This window comes from Streptomyces rimosus subsp. rimosus, assembly GCF_000720725.1.
Lineage (GTDB): Bacteria > Actinomycetota > Actinomycetes > Streptomycetales > Streptomycetaceae > Streptomyces > Streptomyces rimosus_A.
In genome coordinates this window covers 17,538-32,446 of the sequence record NZ_JOCQ01000005.1, presented here as the reverse complement: position 1 = coordinate 32,446, position 14,909 = coordinate 17,538, and the positions used below count along the sequence as shown (strand labels likewise).

Sequence of the window (14,909 nt, the reverse complement as noted above, 5' to 3'; positions counted from 1 at the left end):
TGCCCGCGATTTCAGGACAGTTGCCCCCAAAGGGGGTTGTGAGGCGAACGCGGTCCGTGGCACTCATGTTTCTGAGAGCGCTCTCAGATTGGCCTTACCTCAAGTCCGCGCCCGGTGTGCCGGGCGCGCGCCGACCCCGGCACCCCCGGACGCACTCGGACGAGGAGACACCATGCGCACTTCCCGACGCTGGAGAACGCTGGTCTGCGGCGTGATCGCCGCCACCGGCATCACCCTCGGTACGGGTACGGCTCAGGCCGTACCCATCGGCCAGACCATGAACGGCAAGATGACCTACTACAACGACCGGGGTTACGGCGCCTGCGGCACGCCGATCGACGCCACCTCGCAGGACCTGGTCGCCGTCTCCGCCGCCTGGTGGACCTCGCCCAACCCGAACAACGACCCGCTGTGCGCGGGCGTCAAGGTACAGGTCTCGTACAACGGCAGGACCATCACCGTGCCGGTCAGGGACAAGTGTCCCTCCTGTGCCTCGACCCACATAGACCTCAGCCAGGCGGCCTTCCGCAAGCTGGTGCCGGCGGGCACCGACATGGTCGAGCGGGTGACCTGGAAGTTCGTCCGCTGAGCCGGCTTCCGGTCCGCTGGTTTTGTTGAGCGAACCGCTCGGGGCAGCCGTCGGTGACGTGACGGCTGCCCAGGCGTCCGGTCGAGTGCGCCCCCGGCCCGATCCGGTGGGCACCCACGCAGGCACGCACGTTACGCAAACGGATGTACGTCCGCTCATTCGCCGACGCGAACGGCGACGGAACCGGGGACCTGGCCGCGGCCCGCGCCCGGCTGCCGTACCTGGCGCAGCTCGGCGTGGGCGCCCTGCGGTTCACCCTCTGGCACCTCTCGCCGCTCGCCGACGGCGGTTACGACGTCGCCGACTACCGCACGGTGGATCCGGCCTTCCGCACCCTGGCCGAGGCCGAGGCGCTGCTCGCCGAGGCGCGCGAGCTGGGGTTGCGTACCATCGTGGACATCGTGCCGAACCACTCTGGCTGCCGGACGCCGAGCGCTTCGCCCGCTACCTGCGCCCCGACGAGCTGCACACCGCCTTCGACTTCGACTTCCCGGCCCGCCCCTGGGACGCGGCCGAGCTGCCCGCGGCCATCGACCTGACGCTGGCCGCGCACGCCCCTGTCGGCGCTCCCGCCACCCGGGTTCTGGCCAACCATGACGTGCCCCGTACGGTCACCCGCTACGGGCGGGCCGAAAACACCGGATTCGCCTTCACACGCAAACGTTTCGGCGTGCCCACCGACCTCGCCCTGGGCACTCGCCGGGCGCGCGCCGCCGCGCTGCTCACCCTTGCCCTGCCCGGTCGCGACGGCAGCCGCGCGCTGTGCGTGGTCAACTTCGGCTCACGCGACATGGAACTGCCCGAGCACCGTGAACTCCTCCTCGCAAGCGGCCCCCTGGCGCCAGGAGGCGCGCTGCCACAGGACGCGGCGGTCTGGCTTCGGGCCTGACCCGGCACGACCGCCGCCCACCCCACGGAAGGGAATGTCATGGGCACTACTACACGCACCGGACGACGCAGGCGATCCGTACTGGCTGCCGTGCTCGGCACCGGGCTGATGCTGGGCAGCTGGCAGACGGCCTCCGCCGGAACACCGACGGACAGTGGAAGGGCTGCCCCTCTCCCGGCCACCTTCAGCGGCGACGGGGCCGCCCGCGCGCACGACGGGGACCCGAGCTCGTACGCGAAGGGCAGTGCTTCCCGCTGGATACGGGCCGATCTCGGCGCGACCCGCCGTCTGGACCGGGTCGAGCTCGCACTGCCCGGCGAGGCCCAGCGGGTCCAACTCCAGGGTTCCGTCAACGGCCGCGACTTCGTGGACCTGTCCGACGCACAGGCCCGCAGGGGTGAGGTCACACTGCGCCTGGGCGGCGCCGCCGTACGTTACGTCCGGATCGTCGGCGCACACCGGGTAGGCGAACTCACGCTGTACGGCGCGGCATCGGGCGACATCACACCGCCGTCAGCACCACTCGGCATTCGCCTGACCGGCACGACGTTGAGCTGGGAGCGCACTACCGGGGCCTCCGGGTACGACATCTACGCCGACGGCCGGCTGCGCGCCGGGCTGCCCGCGACGGCGACGCGCTGGCAGGACACCACAGCCCCCGGCGGCACCGCGCGGAAGACCGTCTACACCGTGCGGGCCCGGGACGCGGCGGGCAACCAGTCCCCGGACAGCCGTACGGTCACCCGGACCGTCCCCGCGGGCAAAGGCTCCTCGCGCGCCGCGTTCACTCCACCGGCAGGCAAGCCCCGGCCCACGCCCCGGCGCGCCAGGCCCGCCGCCGGCGCCACCATGCCGTACACCACCATCGAGGCGGAGGCCGGCACCGTCGGCGGGGGCGCCCAGGTGGTCGGGCCCAATCGCAAGGTCGGTGATCTTGCAGGCGAGGCATCGGGCCGCAAGGCCGTGACGCTGAAGCAGACCGGCCAGTACGTGGAATTCACCGCTCCGGTGGCGACCAACACCCTGGTCACCCGCTTCTCCATTCCGGACGCCCCGGGCGGCGGCGGAACGAACGCGACCCTGGGCGTCTACGTGGACGGCGTGAAGGCCAAGCCGCTCGGCCTGACGTCCAAGTACGCCTGGCTGTACGGCCCCGAGGCGTCCCCGGTGAACGATCCGGGCGCGGGGCCGGCCCGGCACATCTACGACGAGGCGCACCTCGACCTCGGCCGCACCGTACCGGCGGGCAGCAGAGTCCGGCTCCAGAAGGACGCCGACAACACCTCCTCCTACGCCGTCGACTTCGTCGACTTCGAGAAAGTCTCCGCGGCGCCCAACCCGGACCCGCAGGCGTTCGTGCAGCCGGCCGGGTTCGGTCACCAGGACGTGCAGAACGCCCTGGACAGAGCCCGCATGGACACCACAGGGAAGATCCGGGGCGTCTATCTTCCCCCGGGCGACTACGAGACCTCCGGCAAATTCCAGGTCTATCTCAAGCCGGTGAAGGTGATCGGCGCCGGACCGTGGTTCACCCGCTTCCACGCCCCCGCCGGCCAGCAGAACACCGATGTGGGATTCCGCGCGGACAACGGCGCCAACGGCTCGACGTTCTCCGGCTTCGCCTATTTCGGCAACTACACCTCGCGCATCGACGGCCCCGGAAAGGTCTTCGACTTCCAGAACGTCTCCGGCATCACCATCGACAACATCTGGACCGAGCACATGGTCTGCCTCTACTGGGGCGCCAACACCGACCGGATGACGCTCAGGAACAACCGTATCCGCGACACCTTCGCCGACGGTCTGAACATGACCAACGGCTCGACCGACAACCTGGTGACCGACAACGAGGCCCGGTCCACCGGCGACGACTCGTTCGCCCTGTTCTCCGCGCTCGACGCGGGCGGCGGCGACCAGCGGAACAACGTCTACGAAAACCTCACCGCCAAACTCACCTGGCGGGCCGCGGGCCTGGCCGTCTACGGCGGCCAGCTGAACACCTTCCGGAACATCCACATCGCGGACACCTTGGCCTATTCCGGAGTCACCGTCTCCTCCCTGGACTTCGGCTTCCCCATGAACGGCTTCGGCCCCGGTCGGACGACATTCGAGAACCTCCGCATCGAGCGGGCGGGCGGCCATTTCTGGAACGGCCAGACCTTCCCGGGAATGTGGCTCTTCTCCGCGTCCAAGCCCTTCCGGGCCATCCGGGTCAACGGCGCACAGATCACCGACCCGACGTACCACGGCATCATGTTCCAGACCAACTACGTCGGCCAGCAGCCCCAGAACCGGATCGAGGACACGGAACTCACGGACGTGACCGTCACCGGTGCGAAGAAGAGCGGCGACGAGTACACCAGTACATCCGGCTTCGGCATCTGGGCCAACGAGATGCCCGTACCGGGCCAGGGACCGGCCGCGGGCAAGGCGACCTTCCACAGGCTGACCCTGCGGGACAACGCGGAGAACATCCGTAACGTGACGTCCACATTTCAGATCAGCGTGGGGTGAGGGAGGGAGTTCGTGGCCGGGTTGGTCAGAAGTAGTCAGCGAACGGACGGTCATTCACCCGGTCGTAGATCTCCCGCAGCCACGGCTGCCGGACCGCCGGTATGCGTGCCAGCGTGGAGAGGAACAACCGCCTGTCGGGCCGGAACAGTCTCCATGGCCGCATCGGCAGGGGATCGTCCCTCATGACACTCTCGGGCAGACCTCCTGTCACAGGGAGCAGCAGCCGTTCGTCAGGGGCAATCAGATAGCGCCACATATCGAAGGGCAGGGGGACGGTCCGCTGAATTCCCGGGGCTTGCCACGGTTCGCCCGTCCGTGGGTTTCGCGGCACCAGGAAGATGCGGTGACCGGGGTTTCGGACGGGGAGGCCCGGGCCGGCCGGGACCACTGTTCTCGCCGGTGCGCCCGACGGCAGCAATGCGTCCAGCGGGCGGCCGAACAGGTCCGCCATGAGGCCGTCGGGCAGAGCCACGGGCCGACCGTCCGAAACCGCCAGCAGGTGGGCCAGGGCGGCTCCGGCCGCCGCGGCCCACTGGACGCTCCAGCCTCCCGAGGGATCGATCGGCGGCGTTGCCGGACGCCCCTGGGTATTCCAGTCGGCCGTCGCTCCGATGGGCGCGTCGGCAGGCAGGCCGTTCACGGCGCCCGGGTCGAACCACACCACCTGCCACAGCGAGCAATCGTCGATACGGGTCGCCACTGCCAGACCGCACTGGACACAGGCCAGATTCGGGCCGTCGCTCCCGTCCAGCCCACAGCAGTAGCCGGCGCACCTTTCCGGGATGAGAACGGTGCCGCGCACATCACCCGGCGCGATGGCGATCGCTCCCGGGGAGCCGAAGGAGAGCGTGTAAACCGGTGCGAACACGCCGCGAACTGCCGCCGCCTCGTCCCCGACTTCTTCCCACCGCCGCCAGGGCGGTCCGGATGGCTCCGGGTCCACGGCGTAGGTCCCTGATTCCATGAGAACCGGGAGCAGTTCTCCATTCCCCCAGTGCTGATGGGCATGGGCGGGAAGCGCGGCCTGTGAAAGGGGAGCACTGAGCGCGGCACCGCATCCGGCGCACTCGAATATCGCCATACATCCTCTCTGCTGCTGACCTGCGCATTATGCCGGTTCCCCAGTCGGCGGCCAACGGCTTTACGCGGCACCGGGCGCGCGGCGCGTACAAGCCGAGCGGCGTGTCCGAATGTGACAGTCGATCGTCATTGCGGCCGCCCCTGGGCAGCGGTGAGGATCAGTGCATGCCCGCTTCACACCGTGTCGTCATCGCCGTCTTCCCCGATGTCGACCTCCTCGATGTCACCGGCCCGGCCGAGGTCTTCGCGCTGGCCAACCGGGAGACCGGAGGCCGGGCCGGCTATCAGGTGCGCCTCGCCGGGCCGGTCGCCGGCGCGGTGCGTACGTCGGCGGGGGTGCGGCTGTTCGCCGACGTGGGCTTCGAGGACGTACGCGGGCAGGTGGACACCCTGGTGGTGCCGGGCGCGGTCGACATGACCGAGGACGGACCCGTCGCCCGTACCGATGCCGATGTCGTGGCGTGGGTGAAGGAGACGGCTCCGCACGCGCGGCGGGTCGCCTCGGTGTGTGTCGGCGCGCATGTGCTGGCCGCGGCCGGGCTGCTGGACGGGAGGACGGCGACCACCCACTGGTCGACCGCCGAGCAGCTCGCCGCCGACCATCCGGACGTCACGGTCGACGCGGACCCGATCTTCGTCCGCTCCGGCTGCGGACGGCTGTGGACCGGGGCCGGTATCAGTGCCTGTCTGGACCTCGCGCTGGCCCTGGTGGCCGAGGACCTGGGCGAGCGGACGGCCCTGGCGGTGGCCCGGCAGTTGGTGATGTACCTCAAGCGGCAGGGCGGCCAGAGCCAGTTCTCCGTACCGCTCAGCCGCCCGGCCGCCGAGCGCCGGGACATCGACGAGCTGCGTCTGTGGATCGCCGACCATCTCGAAGAGGACTTGTCGGCGCCGGCGCTGGCTGCCCGTATGTGCCTGAGCGAACGGCACTTCGCCCGCGTCTTCAAACAGGAGACCGGCAGCAGTCCCGGCGCCTACGTCGAGGCGGCCCGCGTCGAGCTGGCGCGGCGCCTGCTGGAGACCACCGACTGCCCGCTCGACCAGGTCGCGGCCGCGGCCGGACTCGGCTCGGCGGAGACCTTGCACCGGGCCTTCAGGCGGCAGCTCGCCACCACCCCGGGTGCATACCGCCGCCGCTTCCGGGCCCGGTCCGCCTGAACCGTCGTACCTGTACCCGGTTCCTCCCTACTACCTACTACCTACTAGCCCCTCAACCCGCGGACAGGAAGGCTTACGCGGCTCCGCCATGCCCGTACGCCCGTACCCCCTGTCCCCTCCCCTGCGAAAGGTTCTCCGATGACCGGTTTCACCCCGTCACCTTCCACTTCCCTGCGCGACGTGATCGGGCTCGACAACCAGCCGCCTCGGCTGAGCGGGTCCACCCTGCTCATGATCGACTTCCAGAACACCTACCGCACCGGCGTCATGTCCCTGGACGGCGCCGGACCGGCCCTCGCGGCCGCGGCCCACCTGCTGCGACGGGCCCGCGCCGCGGGGATCCCGGTGGTGCACGTCGTCAACGACGGCGGCGAGAACACGCCGTACGACATCCGTGCCCACATCGGTGCCATCAGCGACGCGGTCGCCCCGGTCGACGGAGAACCGGTCGTGGTCAAGCAGTTCCCCGACGCCTTCCACGCCACGGAGTTGGAGAAGACCCTGAGCGACCTCGGCGCCGCGCCGGGTGGCGGCCGGGATCTCGTGCTGGCCGGTTTCATGACACACATGTGCGTGGCCTTCACCGCGCAGGGCGCCTTCAACCTCGGCTACCGGCCCACCGTCGTAGCCGAAGCCACCGCCACCCGCGCCCTCACCGCTCCCGACGGAACGGTCCTGTCCGCGGCGTCCCTCCAGGCCGCCGCCCTGACCACCGTCACGGACCTGTTCGGTCTCGTCGTTCCGGCCGTCGACAGTCTCATCGACTGACGAGGCGTCACCTCGCGCCGCTATCCGGCAGCGTTGTCGTACGCCTCGCGGGCGTCGAGCAGTTCGTCCCAGTGCTCCGCCGTCCAGGCACATGCTGCCGCCAGGGGCTGGAGCATGCTGCGGCCCAGCGGCGTCAGCTCGTACTCGACGTGCGGGGCGGCCCCGACGTGGACGGTGCGTCTGACCAGCCCGTCGCGTTCGAGGGACCGCAGCGACCGGGTGAGGACCTTGGGGGTTACGCGGCTCAGCGGCACCCGTAGTTCGGAGAACCGACGCGGCCCCTGCTCCAGACAGCGGATGACGAGCGCTGCCCACTTGTCGCCGAACCTGATCGGATTGAGCGACGAAGGGCACAGTTCGTCGAACATGTCGGCGGGCAGGGGCTCCCTCATGCCGTCACCCTAGCCGGTCTCCCCCGGGACTTTGGGTGGTATCCCGGGGGAAACCACCCCCCTCGATAGCGTCCGGTCACCGGCCGGGCACACGGGCTCCGGCCCTGGTGAGAGGCGGTTCCTCATGAACATCGTGGTTTTCGGGGCGGGCGGCCGGGCCGGGCGGCAGGCCGTCGCCGAGGCGCAGCGACGCGGCCACCGGGTCACCGCCGTGGTACGCGACCCCGCGGCCCACGGCGGCGGCCCGGCCGGTGTGCGGACCGTGGCCGGTGATGTCACCGACCCGCTGAGCGTCGCGCGTACGGCAGCCGGACACGATGCCGCCATCAATGCCGCCGTGGACCTTTCCGCCGCGCCGGCCGAGTTCTTCACGGCGTCGTCCCGTGCCTTGATCACCGGCTTGGCGCAGGCGGGCGTGGGCCGCCTGGTGGCGGTCGGACTCGCCTCGGTCATGCCGGGCCCGTCCGGGACCCTCCTGATGGACGAGCCCGGCTACCCGAACGAGTACCGCTCGTTCTACCTCGGCCACGCGGCGGGCCTTGAGGAGCTGCGGACGTCCGGCCTGAACTGGGCGTACGTGGCCCCGGCAGGCGACTTCGACCACGACGGCGCGCGAACCGGCCGTTACCGCATCACCGGACACGGCGACCCGGCCGACCGGATCTCGTACGCGGATTTCGCCATCGCCCTGCTCGACGAGGCGGAAACGCCTCGGCATCACCGTGCCGCTGTCTGTGTACGGGAGGGGTGACGGCAGGACGATCACAGCTCGCTGCTTCCCTCAGTGGCCTGCGGCCCGCAGCTCCCGTACCAGGCGGGTCGTCACCGGCACGGACACACCGTGCCGGTCGGCCGCGCGCAGCAGCGCTCCGCCGATGGCGTCGAGTTCCAGTGGGCGGCCCGCTTCCGCGTCACGTTGCATGGACGATTTGGCGTCGGCCGGAAAAGCGTCGTAGCGCGCGAGGGCCTGAGCCGGGTCCACCGGCGCGCCGCAGGCGCGGCTGACCTCGGCGGTTTCGGTGACCAGCTTCTCCAGGTCCTGGTGGTGGCGGGTGCGGACTTCTCCGAGGGGCGCGCCGTGCCGGGTGGTGAGGAGGGCGAAGGGGGCGAGGAAGGCCATTTTCGCCCACAGAGCGGTGGTCTCGTCCTCGGTCACGCCGGCCGTCACCCCGGCGGCGGACAGGGCGTCCGCGAGGGTTTCGACGCGGGAGCGGAGTGCTGTCCCGGCCGCAAGGTCGATCTCGGCGAACGGGCTGCCGTGCTCGATGACGTGGGGCCCGGTGCCGTCGGGGGCGAGGCGGGTGGATTCCACACGGATCACTCCGGGGGCCACCCGGTCGGGCCGGTAGCGGGCGCGGAGGGCCGCGGGGTGTTCGACGCCGTTCAGCAGCGGTACGACGAGGGCGTCGCCGAGGGCTGCCGGCGGGACGCGGGTGAGTGCGGTGTCGAGCGCGGTCTGCTTGACGGTGATCAGGCATACATCGACCGGCTCACGTAGTTCGGTGTCCGCTTCCACCACTGCCGTGAAGTCGCCGAAACGGCGGCTGTGGACCTCGATCCCGCTGTTCCGCAAGGTGTCTGCCGTGGCTCGGCGAGCGAGGCAGATGACGCGGTGGCCGGAGCGGGACAGGAGGGCGGCCAGCAGGCCGCCGACGCCGCCCGGGCCCAGGATGGCCACCGTGGGCTTGCTCGTCGTCAGTGTCATGAGGATGTCCTCTCGTGGGTCGGCCCCGGTGGTCGGTGGCCGCCTTCGAGAGACGATCCTGGCACAGGCACCCGTCGTGCAGGCGCCTGCTCTCCATGCAGCCGGTACGCGCCGACTGCCGCGTCACCCGCCGCAGGTGAGGGCCGGACGGCGCGGATTTCGCGACGGTGGCGGCGGAGGTGCGAGGCCATGGCCCATGAGGAGACGGCGCACGGCGGTACAGCGGACCCCGGTACGGCGCACGGTGGTACGGCCGGCGAAGGCGCGGCCGACGACGCCCCCACGACGGGGGGCGGGCGCACAGCCGAGGGCGGGCGTCAGCACGGCAACGGGAGCGAACTTGAGCGGCTGCGCGCCGAGGTACAGGAATTACGGGCCCGTGTCAGTACGACGAAGCGGCGCCGGCTCCGGCTGCTGGCCGTGCGGCGCATCGTCGCCGCCGTGGTGATCGCCCTGGTGGCCGTCCTCACCGTCACCTCGGTCGTCGGCGTCTGGGGAGCGCGGACCGCGCTCAACACGGACCGCTGGGTTGCCACGGTGGGCGCCCTTCCCGAGGACCCGACGGTGGACGCGGCCGTCTCCGCCTACCTCGCGGACGAGATCTTCGACCAGCTGGACGTCGAGCGGCGGCTGTCCGGCGCGCTGCCGCCGCGCGCGTCGTTCATCGCGCCGCCGGTCACGGACGCCGTTCACGACTACGTCCGCGACTCGATCGCCAAGCTGCTCAGGACGGAGCAGTTCCAGGACCTGTGGCGCTCCGCCAACCGCTTCGCGCACGCGCGGATCACGGCGGTGCTGGAGCAGCGCAGCGAAGGCGTGCGCGTACAGGGCGACACGGTCACCCTCAACCTGCTTCCGCTGGTCAACAACCTGCTCAACGCCCTGGAGGACCGGCTGCCCACCCTGTTCGGCAAACGGCTGGACCTGCCCACCGTGTCGTCGGGCGAGATCCCGCCCGGCCTGCACGACCGGATCGAGAAGGCACTCGGCGTGTCGCTGCCCGCCGACTTCGCGCAGATCACGCTCCACGACCGGCATACGCTCGGGCAGTTGCAACAGGCCGTACTGCTGTTCAAGCGCGCACTGGTGGGGCTGCTGATCTCCGTGCCGCTGCTGCTCGGCCTCGCCCTGTGGGTCTCGCCGAACCGCCGGCGTACGCTGCTCCAGTTGGGCCTGTGGCTCGTGATCGGTGTCGCCGCGCTGTCCGGCGTACTGCGTGCGGTACGGGACCAACTCCTCGCCCACGTGCCGTCCGGCGTCTACCGCGAGGGGACCCGCGACGCGCTCTGGACGATCTTCACCACGCTGCGTGAACGCGGCGAGCAACTGCTGTGGCTGGGCATCGTGCTGGCCGTTCTGGCGTACCTGGTGGGTCCTGGTCGGCTGCCCGTCGGCCTGCGCCACCACACGTCCCGCGGCGCCCGGGCCACCGGCCGCCTCGCCGCGCGCGCCGGACGCCGGCTGGGCAAGCCCGGTGCCACACTGCGCCCGTGGGTACGCGAGCACGCCGACGTGCTCCGGGTCGGCGGCGTGATCGTCGCGGCCCTGATCGCGTTGCTGTTCTCGTCGTGGACGAGCCTGCTCGTCATCGCGGTCGTCCTGGCTGCGTACGAGACCGCGGTCACGCTCGCCCTGCACGGCGGCTCTTCACCCGGGCCAGGTGAGGCAGAACCAGTGCCTCCGGGTGGAGCGGAGCCGAGCGCGGGCGCCCGGCGGTCAGAGGCCGGGTGAGTTCGCCGGGCCCGGGACGACAGCAGAAAGGCGCCACGCCCCCGCATCGGCGTCCAACCCGTACAACAGCGGTGAAAAATAACGCGCGTTGACCGCTCCTGTGCCAGTACGGTCCTGGAATGCTCGATGACGACGGATACTTCGGAGAAAGCATCGCTGCCGCCTACGACGAGTCGGAGGCGGACATGTTCCGCCCGGAAGCGGTGGACCCGGCGGTCGACCTGCTGGCCGAGCTGGCCGGTGACGGCCCGGCCCTGGAGTTCGGCATCGGCACCGGGCGGATCGCGCTGCCGCTGGCCGACCGCGGGGTGCCGGTGCACGGTATCGAGCTGTCCCGGGCCATGGTGGCGCGGCTGCGCGCCAAGCCGGGCGGGGACGGTATCGGGGTCACGATCGGCGACTTCGCGACAGCGCGGGTGGACGGCACGTTCACGGCCGCCTACCTCGTCTTCAACACGATCAACAATCTGACGACCCAGGACGCCCAGGTGGCCTGCTTCCGCAATGCCGCCGCCCATCTGCGGCCCGGCGGAAGCTTCGTCGTCGAAGTGGGCGTACCGGATCTGCGCCGGCTGCCACCCGGTCAGACCGCGGTGCCGTTCCGTATCGGCCCGACGCAGTGGGCGTTCGACACGTACGACGTCGCCACGCAGGCGATGAGCTCGCATTACGTGACGATCGTCGACGGGCGCGCCGAGTACCGGTCGGTTCCGTTCCGGTACGTGTGGCCGGCCGAGCTGGACCTGATGGCCCAGCTCGCCGGGCTGCGGCTGCGGGACCGGTGGGAGGACTGGTCACGCGCGCCGTTCACCGGCGAGAGCGGCCGGCATGTCTCGGTGTGGTCCAGGCCCGCGGGCTGACGCCGGTCGGGCGAGGGGCCTCGCGGCTACTCGTTGATCGTGTCCCGGCGGACCACGCACAGGGCCCAGATGGTGAAGCCGTAGAGCGCGATCAGGGTGATCGACCAGACCGGGTAGTAGGGAATGGTCAGGAAGTTGATGATGATCAGCAGCGCCGCGATGCCGATCGCGACGACCCGGGCCCAGGTGGCCGCCGTGAACAGGCCGAGGCTCACGACGACGGCGACGGCCCCGAAGGCCAGATGGATCCATCCCCAGCTGGTCAGGTCGAATTTGAACACGTAGTTGGGGGTGCTGAGGAAGACCTCGTTCTGGGCGACGCCCATGATGCCCCGGAAGAGGTCGAGCACACCGGAGATGAACAGCATCACGGCGGCGAAGATCGTCAGACCGCCGGCGGCGGCCATGGATCCTGCCGAGCGGTGGTGCGGGCTGGTCGTGGTGGCCATGACAGGCCCCTCCGTCTCCGAGGCGGGTGCGGATTGCCCCGCGTCGGCGCCGAGGGTGCACCCGGGCGTACGGGCCCGTCGTCACCCCCGGCGGGTGACGACGGGCGATCACGGTGCACGGGTATGGCGTCGGGTGACCGGCGACGGGCGGGGCCGCCTTCATTCCTCAGCACATGCGCACCGTCCCGTGCCTCATACCGCCCCCGCCGCGCCCACCTCCAGGGCCTCCGCACCACCGAGTCGTTCAAGCAGCTCACGCAGCTGCCGCGTCTCCTCGTCCGGCAACGGCAGCAAAGGGGGCCGCGGTCGGCCGGCCGCTCGGCCCTGGATCTCCAGGCCCGCCTTGACGGCCCGGGGCAGCCCGTGGCCGACAATGAACTTCAGGAGCGGCAGGAGTTGCGCCAGGACCGCGTCGGCCCGCGCGTCGTCCCCGCGCGTCGCCGCGGCGTACAGCTCGGTGCACCACCGGGGAACGAGGCAGGGCGCCGCGGTGCACCAGCCGACGGCGCCTGAGCGGAAGGCTTCGAGTGCGACCGGGTTGTTCCCGTTGTAGACCGACAGCGTGCCGTCGGACCGGTCGCGGAGGGCGCGGAAGCGGGCGACGTCGCCGGAACTCTCCTTGACCATGGTGAGGTTCGGGATCTTGCGGGCGAGCGCGACCACCGTGTCCGGCCGGAGGTCGACTCCGCTGGTGCCCGGGTTGTTGTAGAGCATCACCGGAAGGTCGGTCGCCGCCGCGACCGTGGCGAAGTGCTGTTCGAGTTCCGCTTCGGTCAGTTTCCAGTACGTCTGCGGCAGCACCATGAGCGCGGTGGCTCCGTGGCGGGCGGCCACGCGGGCGCGGCGTACCGTTTCCGCAGTGCTCCAGTGCGAGACGCCGACCAGGGTGGGGAGCCGCCCGGCGACGGTCTGGAGGGTGGTCTCGCAGACGGCGTCCCACTCGCTCTCCGTGAGGTACGCGCTCTCGCCTGCGCTGCCCAGCGGAGCGATGGCGTGGCTTCCGGCGTCGGCCAGTTCGCCGACGAGCCGGCGCAGCGCGGCCAGGTCGACGTCGCCGGTGTCCGCGGCGAAGGGGGTGACGGGGTAGGAGATGATGCCGCGTAACGGTGCTGGTGCCGTAGTCATCAGAGGTTCACCTTGCCTGTGATGCAGTCGGGGTGATTGCGGAGCGCCTTGCGCGCGTAGTAGGCGAAGTTCGCCTGGTTGCGCCGGTCCGTGGACGTCCAGTCGTGGGCCTCGCGGGCGAGGGCCGGGTCCAGGGGCTGGATGGTGCCCGCCGACATGGCGAGCAGCTGGAGGCGGGCGGCGCGCTCGATGAGCAGCGCGAGGTTGCACGCCTCCTCCACGGTCGCGCCGGTGACGAGCTGGCCGTGGTGGGCCAGGAGGATGGCGCGTTTGTCGCCGAGGGCCGCGGAGATGATCTCGCCTTCCTCGTTGCCCACCGGTACGCCCGGCCATTCCTTGAGGAAGGCGCAGTCGTCGTACAGCGGCGTGGTGTCCATCTGGGAGACCACGAGGGGCACTTCGAGCATCGCGAGGGCGGCCGTGTGCAGGGCGTGCGTGTGGACGATGCAGTGCACGTCCGGACGCGCGCGGTAGATCCAGGTGTGGAACCGGTTCGCGGGGTTGGGCATGCCCTCCCCCTCCAGCACCTGGAGGTCCTCGTCCACCAGCAGGAGGTTGTCCTCGGTGATCTCGTCGAAGCCGAGGCCCAGGCGCTGGGTGTAGTAGGTGCCCGGCCGCTGTCCGCGGGCGCTGATCTGTCCGGCGAGTCCGGAGTCGTGCCCGCCGTCGTAGGCGATGCGGCATGTCAGGGCCAGCTTCTGGCGCGTGGTCAGGTCCGAGTCGGCGAAATGGTCGTCCATCTGCCGCTCGGCGCGTTCGATGAGTACGTTCTTCGGGTCGTGCAGGGTGTTCGCCACTTCTGCTCCCGTTCCGAGGCGCCGGTCCGCCGGCGGCCTCGTCTTCCGGTGCTGCCCGTCTCGTGCAACACTGCGAGGAAACTTGGTTCACCGTAGGACACCTTGTGTCATGCCACAAGGTGTTCCTCAAGCCAGGGCGCGCGGAGTTGCCCCCTGAGCCGGGGTGTGAGGCGGAGAGCAGCCGGCGACCGGGAACCGGTCGACGGACGGGGCAGTGGTCAGTGATCGGGGGAAGCAGGTAGTGATCAATCGGGTGCGGCAGCTGCGCAAGGAGCGGCTGATGACCCTGGAGGCGCTGGCCGAGCGCTCCGGTGTCACGAAGAGCTATCTCTCCAAGGTCGAACGCGGGCAGAGCATCCCCTCGATCGCCGTCAGCGCCTCGCTGGCCAGGGCCCTGGGCGTCCCGCTGGACCACCTGTTCGCCGATACGGAGGAGCTGACCGAGGTCACCGTCACCCGGGCCGGGGACCGGCGGCCGCTCACCTCCGAGGACGAGCCCGGGTCCCGTTACGCGGGCATCGCGCTCCAGGCCGGCGCCAAGAAGATGACCCCGTTCATGCTGTATCCCCCGCACGACACCGGCCCGGTGCCCTTCCGGGACCACCCGGGCGAGGAGTTCCTCTTCGTCCACCAGGGGCGGGCCGAGCTGCTCTTCCCCTCCCGGTCCTGCACGCTCGGACCGGGCGACAGCGCGTACTTCAAGGCGACCGTGCCGCACAAGGTCCGCTCGCTGGGTACGGAGCGGGCCGCCGTACTGCTCCTGGTGTGTGACGACCGGGACGGAGCGCAGACGCCCCACCCGCAGCTGCCCTGAAGAGGGAGCGCCGGTTCCGCGAAGTGTCCCGGCCGTCC

Annotated in this window: 13 protein-coding genes and 3 pseudogenes; 10 read left to right on the top strand and 6 right to left on the bottom strand. The window is 70.6% G+C overall.

Annotation, left to right across the window (positions count from 1 at the left end; genetic code table 11):
* Window positions 1-172 precede the first annotated feature (172 nt).
* The 4 genes and pseudogenes from IH45_RS0103950 to IH45_RS0103935 all read left to right on the top strand — a co-directional run.
* Window positions 173-589 (top strand): cysteine/serine endopeptidase inhibitor, encoded by a 417-nt coding sequence (locus IH45_RS0103950; protein ID WP_030661333.1) that lies wholly within the window; start codon window positions 173-175, stop codon window positions 587-589.
* A 143-nt stretch (window positions 590-732) separates the two neighbouring features.
* Window positions 733-1,331, top strand: a pseudogene (locus IH45_RS1000000146190) (alpha-amylase family glycosyl hydrolase); the annotation flags it as partial.
* Window positions 1,332-1,517: 186 nt separating this feature from the next.
* A pseudogene (locus IH45_RS1000000150940) lies at window positions 1,518-1,925 on the top strand (discoidin domain-containing protein); the annotation flags it as partial.
* 393 nt (window positions 1,926-2,318) lie between these two features.
* A pseudogene (locus tag IH45_RS0103935) lies at window positions 2,319-3,992 on the top strand (glycosyl hydrolase); the annotation flags it as partial.
* Between the two features lie 25 nt (window positions 3,993-4,017).
* Here IH45_RS0103935 and IH45_RS0103930 read toward each other — a convergent pair.
* Complete coding sequence (locus IH45_RS0103930; RefSeq protein WP_324607917.1) at window positions 4,018-4,935, bottom strand: hypothetical protein; 918 nt, start codon at window positions 4,933-4,935, stop codon at window positions 4,018-4,020.
* Window positions 4,936-5,237: 302 nt separating this feature from the next.
* Between IH45_RS0103930 and IH45_RS0103925 the strand changes: the two genes are divergently transcribed.
* Complete coding sequence (locus IH45_RS0103925; RefSeq protein ID WP_030661324.1) at window positions 5,238-6,230, top strand: GlxA family transcriptional regulator; 993 nt, start codon at window positions 5,238-5,240, stop codon at window positions 6,228-6,230.
* A 138-nt stretch (window positions 6,231-6,368) separates the two neighbouring features.
* On the top strand, window positions 6,369-6,998 hold the full coding sequence (locus IH45_RS0103920; RefSeq protein WP_030661323.1) for an isochorismatase family protein: 630 nt from the start codon (window positions 6,369-6,371) through the stop codon (window positions 6,996-6,998).
* A gap of 20 nt (window positions 6,999-7,018) precedes the next feature.
* Here the strand turns inward: IH45_RS0103920 and IH45_RS0103915 are convergent, their stop codons facing one another.
* The gene (locus IH45_RS0103915; protein ID WP_030661321.1) at window positions 7,019-7,390 is read right to left on the bottom strand and encodes a winged helix-turn-helix transcriptional regulator; all 372 of its coding nucleotides are present in this window, start codon (window positions 7,388-7,390) and stop codon (window positions 7,019-7,021) included.
* A gap of 124 nt (window positions 7,391-7,514) precedes the next feature.
* Here IH45_RS0103915 and IH45_RS0103910 point away from each other — a divergent pair, with 124 nt between their 5' ends.
* A complete protein-coding gene (locus tag IH45_RS0103910; RefSeq protein ID WP_030661318.1) occupies window positions 7,515-8,141 on the top strand; it encodes an NAD(P)-dependent oxidoreductase in 627 nt (208 codons plus the stop codon).
* A 30-nt stretch (window positions 8,142-8,171) separates the two neighbouring features.
* On the opposite strand, the gene IH45_RS0103905 is transcribed toward IH45_RS0103910, so the two are convergent.
* On the bottom strand, window positions 8,172-9,095 hold the full coding sequence (locus IH45_RS0103905; protein WP_030661301.1) for a ketopantoate reductase family protein: 924 nt from the start codon (window positions 9,093-9,095) through the stop codon (window positions 8,172-8,174).
* A 189-nt stretch (window positions 9,096-9,284) separates the two neighbouring features.
* On the opposite strand from IH45_RS0103905, the gene IH45_RS0103900 reads away from it, so the two are divergent.
* Together IH45_RS0103900 and IH45_RS0103895 are read left to right on the top strand one after the other, a co-directional pair.
* Window positions 9,285-10,826 (top strand): hypothetical protein, encoded by a 1,542-nt coding sequence (locus IH45_RS0103900; protein WP_030661299.1) that lies wholly within the window; start codon window positions 9,285-9,287, stop codon window positions 10,824-10,826.
* Between the two features lie 119 nt (window positions 10,827-10,945).
* Complete coding sequence (locus tag IH45_RS0103895; protein ID WP_030661297.1) at window positions 10,946-11,686, top strand: class I SAM-dependent DNA methyltransferase; 741 nt, start codon at window positions 10,946-10,948, stop codon at window positions 11,684-11,686.
* A gap of 26 nt (window positions 11,687-11,712) precedes the next feature.
* Here the strand turns inward: IH45_RS0103895 and IH45_RS0103890 are convergent, their stop codons facing one another.
* The 3 genes from IH45_RS0103890 to IH45_RS0103880 all read right to left on the bottom strand — a co-directional run bounded on the left by IH45_RS0103890 (window position 11,713) and on the right by IH45_RS0103880 (window position 14,057).
* Window positions 11,713-12,135 (bottom strand): DUF7144 family membrane protein, encoded by a 423-nt coding sequence (locus IH45_RS0103890; protein WP_030661296.1) that lies wholly within the window; start codon window positions 12,133-12,135, stop codon window positions 11,713-11,715.
* A 192-nt stretch (window positions 12,136-12,327) separates the two neighbouring features.
* Window positions 12,328-13,260, bottom strand: coding sequence for a dihydrodipicolinate synthase family protein (locus IH45_RS0103885; protein ID WP_030661294.1), 933 nt, complete (start codon window positions 13,258-13,260; stop codon window positions 12,328-12,330).
* A complete protein-coding gene (locus IH45_RS0103880) occupies window positions 13,260-14,057 on the bottom strand; it encodes an aldolase (RefSeq protein WP_030661292.1) in 798 nt (265 codons plus the stop codon). The genes IH45_RS0103885 and IH45_RS0103880 overlap by 1 nt, the downstream gene beginning before the upstream one ends.
* Window positions 14,058-14,298: 241 nt before the next feature.
* Between IH45_RS0103880 and IH45_RS0103875 the strand changes: the two genes are divergently transcribed.
* Window positions 14,299-14,871, top strand: a complete 573-nt coding sequence (locus IH45_RS0103875) for a helix-turn-helix domain-containing protein (RefSeq protein ID WP_032916750.1) — start codon at window positions 14,299-14,301, stop codon at window positions 14,869-14,871.
* Window positions 14,872-14,909 lie beyond the last annotated feature (38 nt).

Bases quoted from the DNA above. Each gene is read 5' to 3' on its own strand.
- IH45_RS0103950 (WP_030661333.1), top strand. From the start codon at position 173: ATGCGCACTTCCCGACGCTGGAGAACGCTGGTCTGCGGCGTGATCGCC.
- IH45_RS0103925 (WP_030661324.1), top strand. From the start codon at position 5,238: ATGCCCGCTTCACACCGTGTCGTCATCGCCGTCTTCCCCGATGTCGAC.
- IH45_RS0103920 (WP_030661323.1), top strand. From the start codon at position 6,369: ATGACCGGTTTCACCCCGTCACCTTCCACTTCCCTGCGCGACGTGATC.
- IH45_RS0103915 (WP_030661321.1), bottom strand. From the start codon at position 7,390: ATGAGGGAGCCCCTGCCCGCCGACATGTTCGACGAACTGTGCCCTTCG.
- IH45_RS0103910 (WP_030661318.1), top strand. From the start codon at position 7,515: ATGAACATCGTGGTTTTCGGGGCGGGCGGCCGGGCCGGGCGGCAGGCC.
- IH45_RS0103905 (WP_030661301.1), bottom strand. From the start codon at position 9,095: ATGACACTGACGACGAGCAAGCCCACGGTGGCCATCCTGGGCCCGGGC.
- IH45_RS0103900 (WP_030661299.1), top strand. From the start codon at position 9,285: ATGGCCCATGAGGAGACGGCGCACGGCGGTACAGCGGACCCCGGTACG.
- IH45_RS0103895 (WP_030661297.1), top strand. From the start codon at position 10,946: ATGCTCGATGACGACGGATACTTCGGAGAAAGCATCGCTGCCGCCTAC.
- IH45_RS0103890 (WP_030661296.1), bottom strand. From the start codon at position 12,135: ATGGCCACCACGACCAGCCCGCACCACCGCTCGGCAGGATCCATGGCC.
- IH45_RS0103885 (WP_030661294.1), bottom strand. From the start codon at position 13,260: ATGACTACGGCACCAGCACCGTTACGCGGCATCATCTCCTACCCCGTC.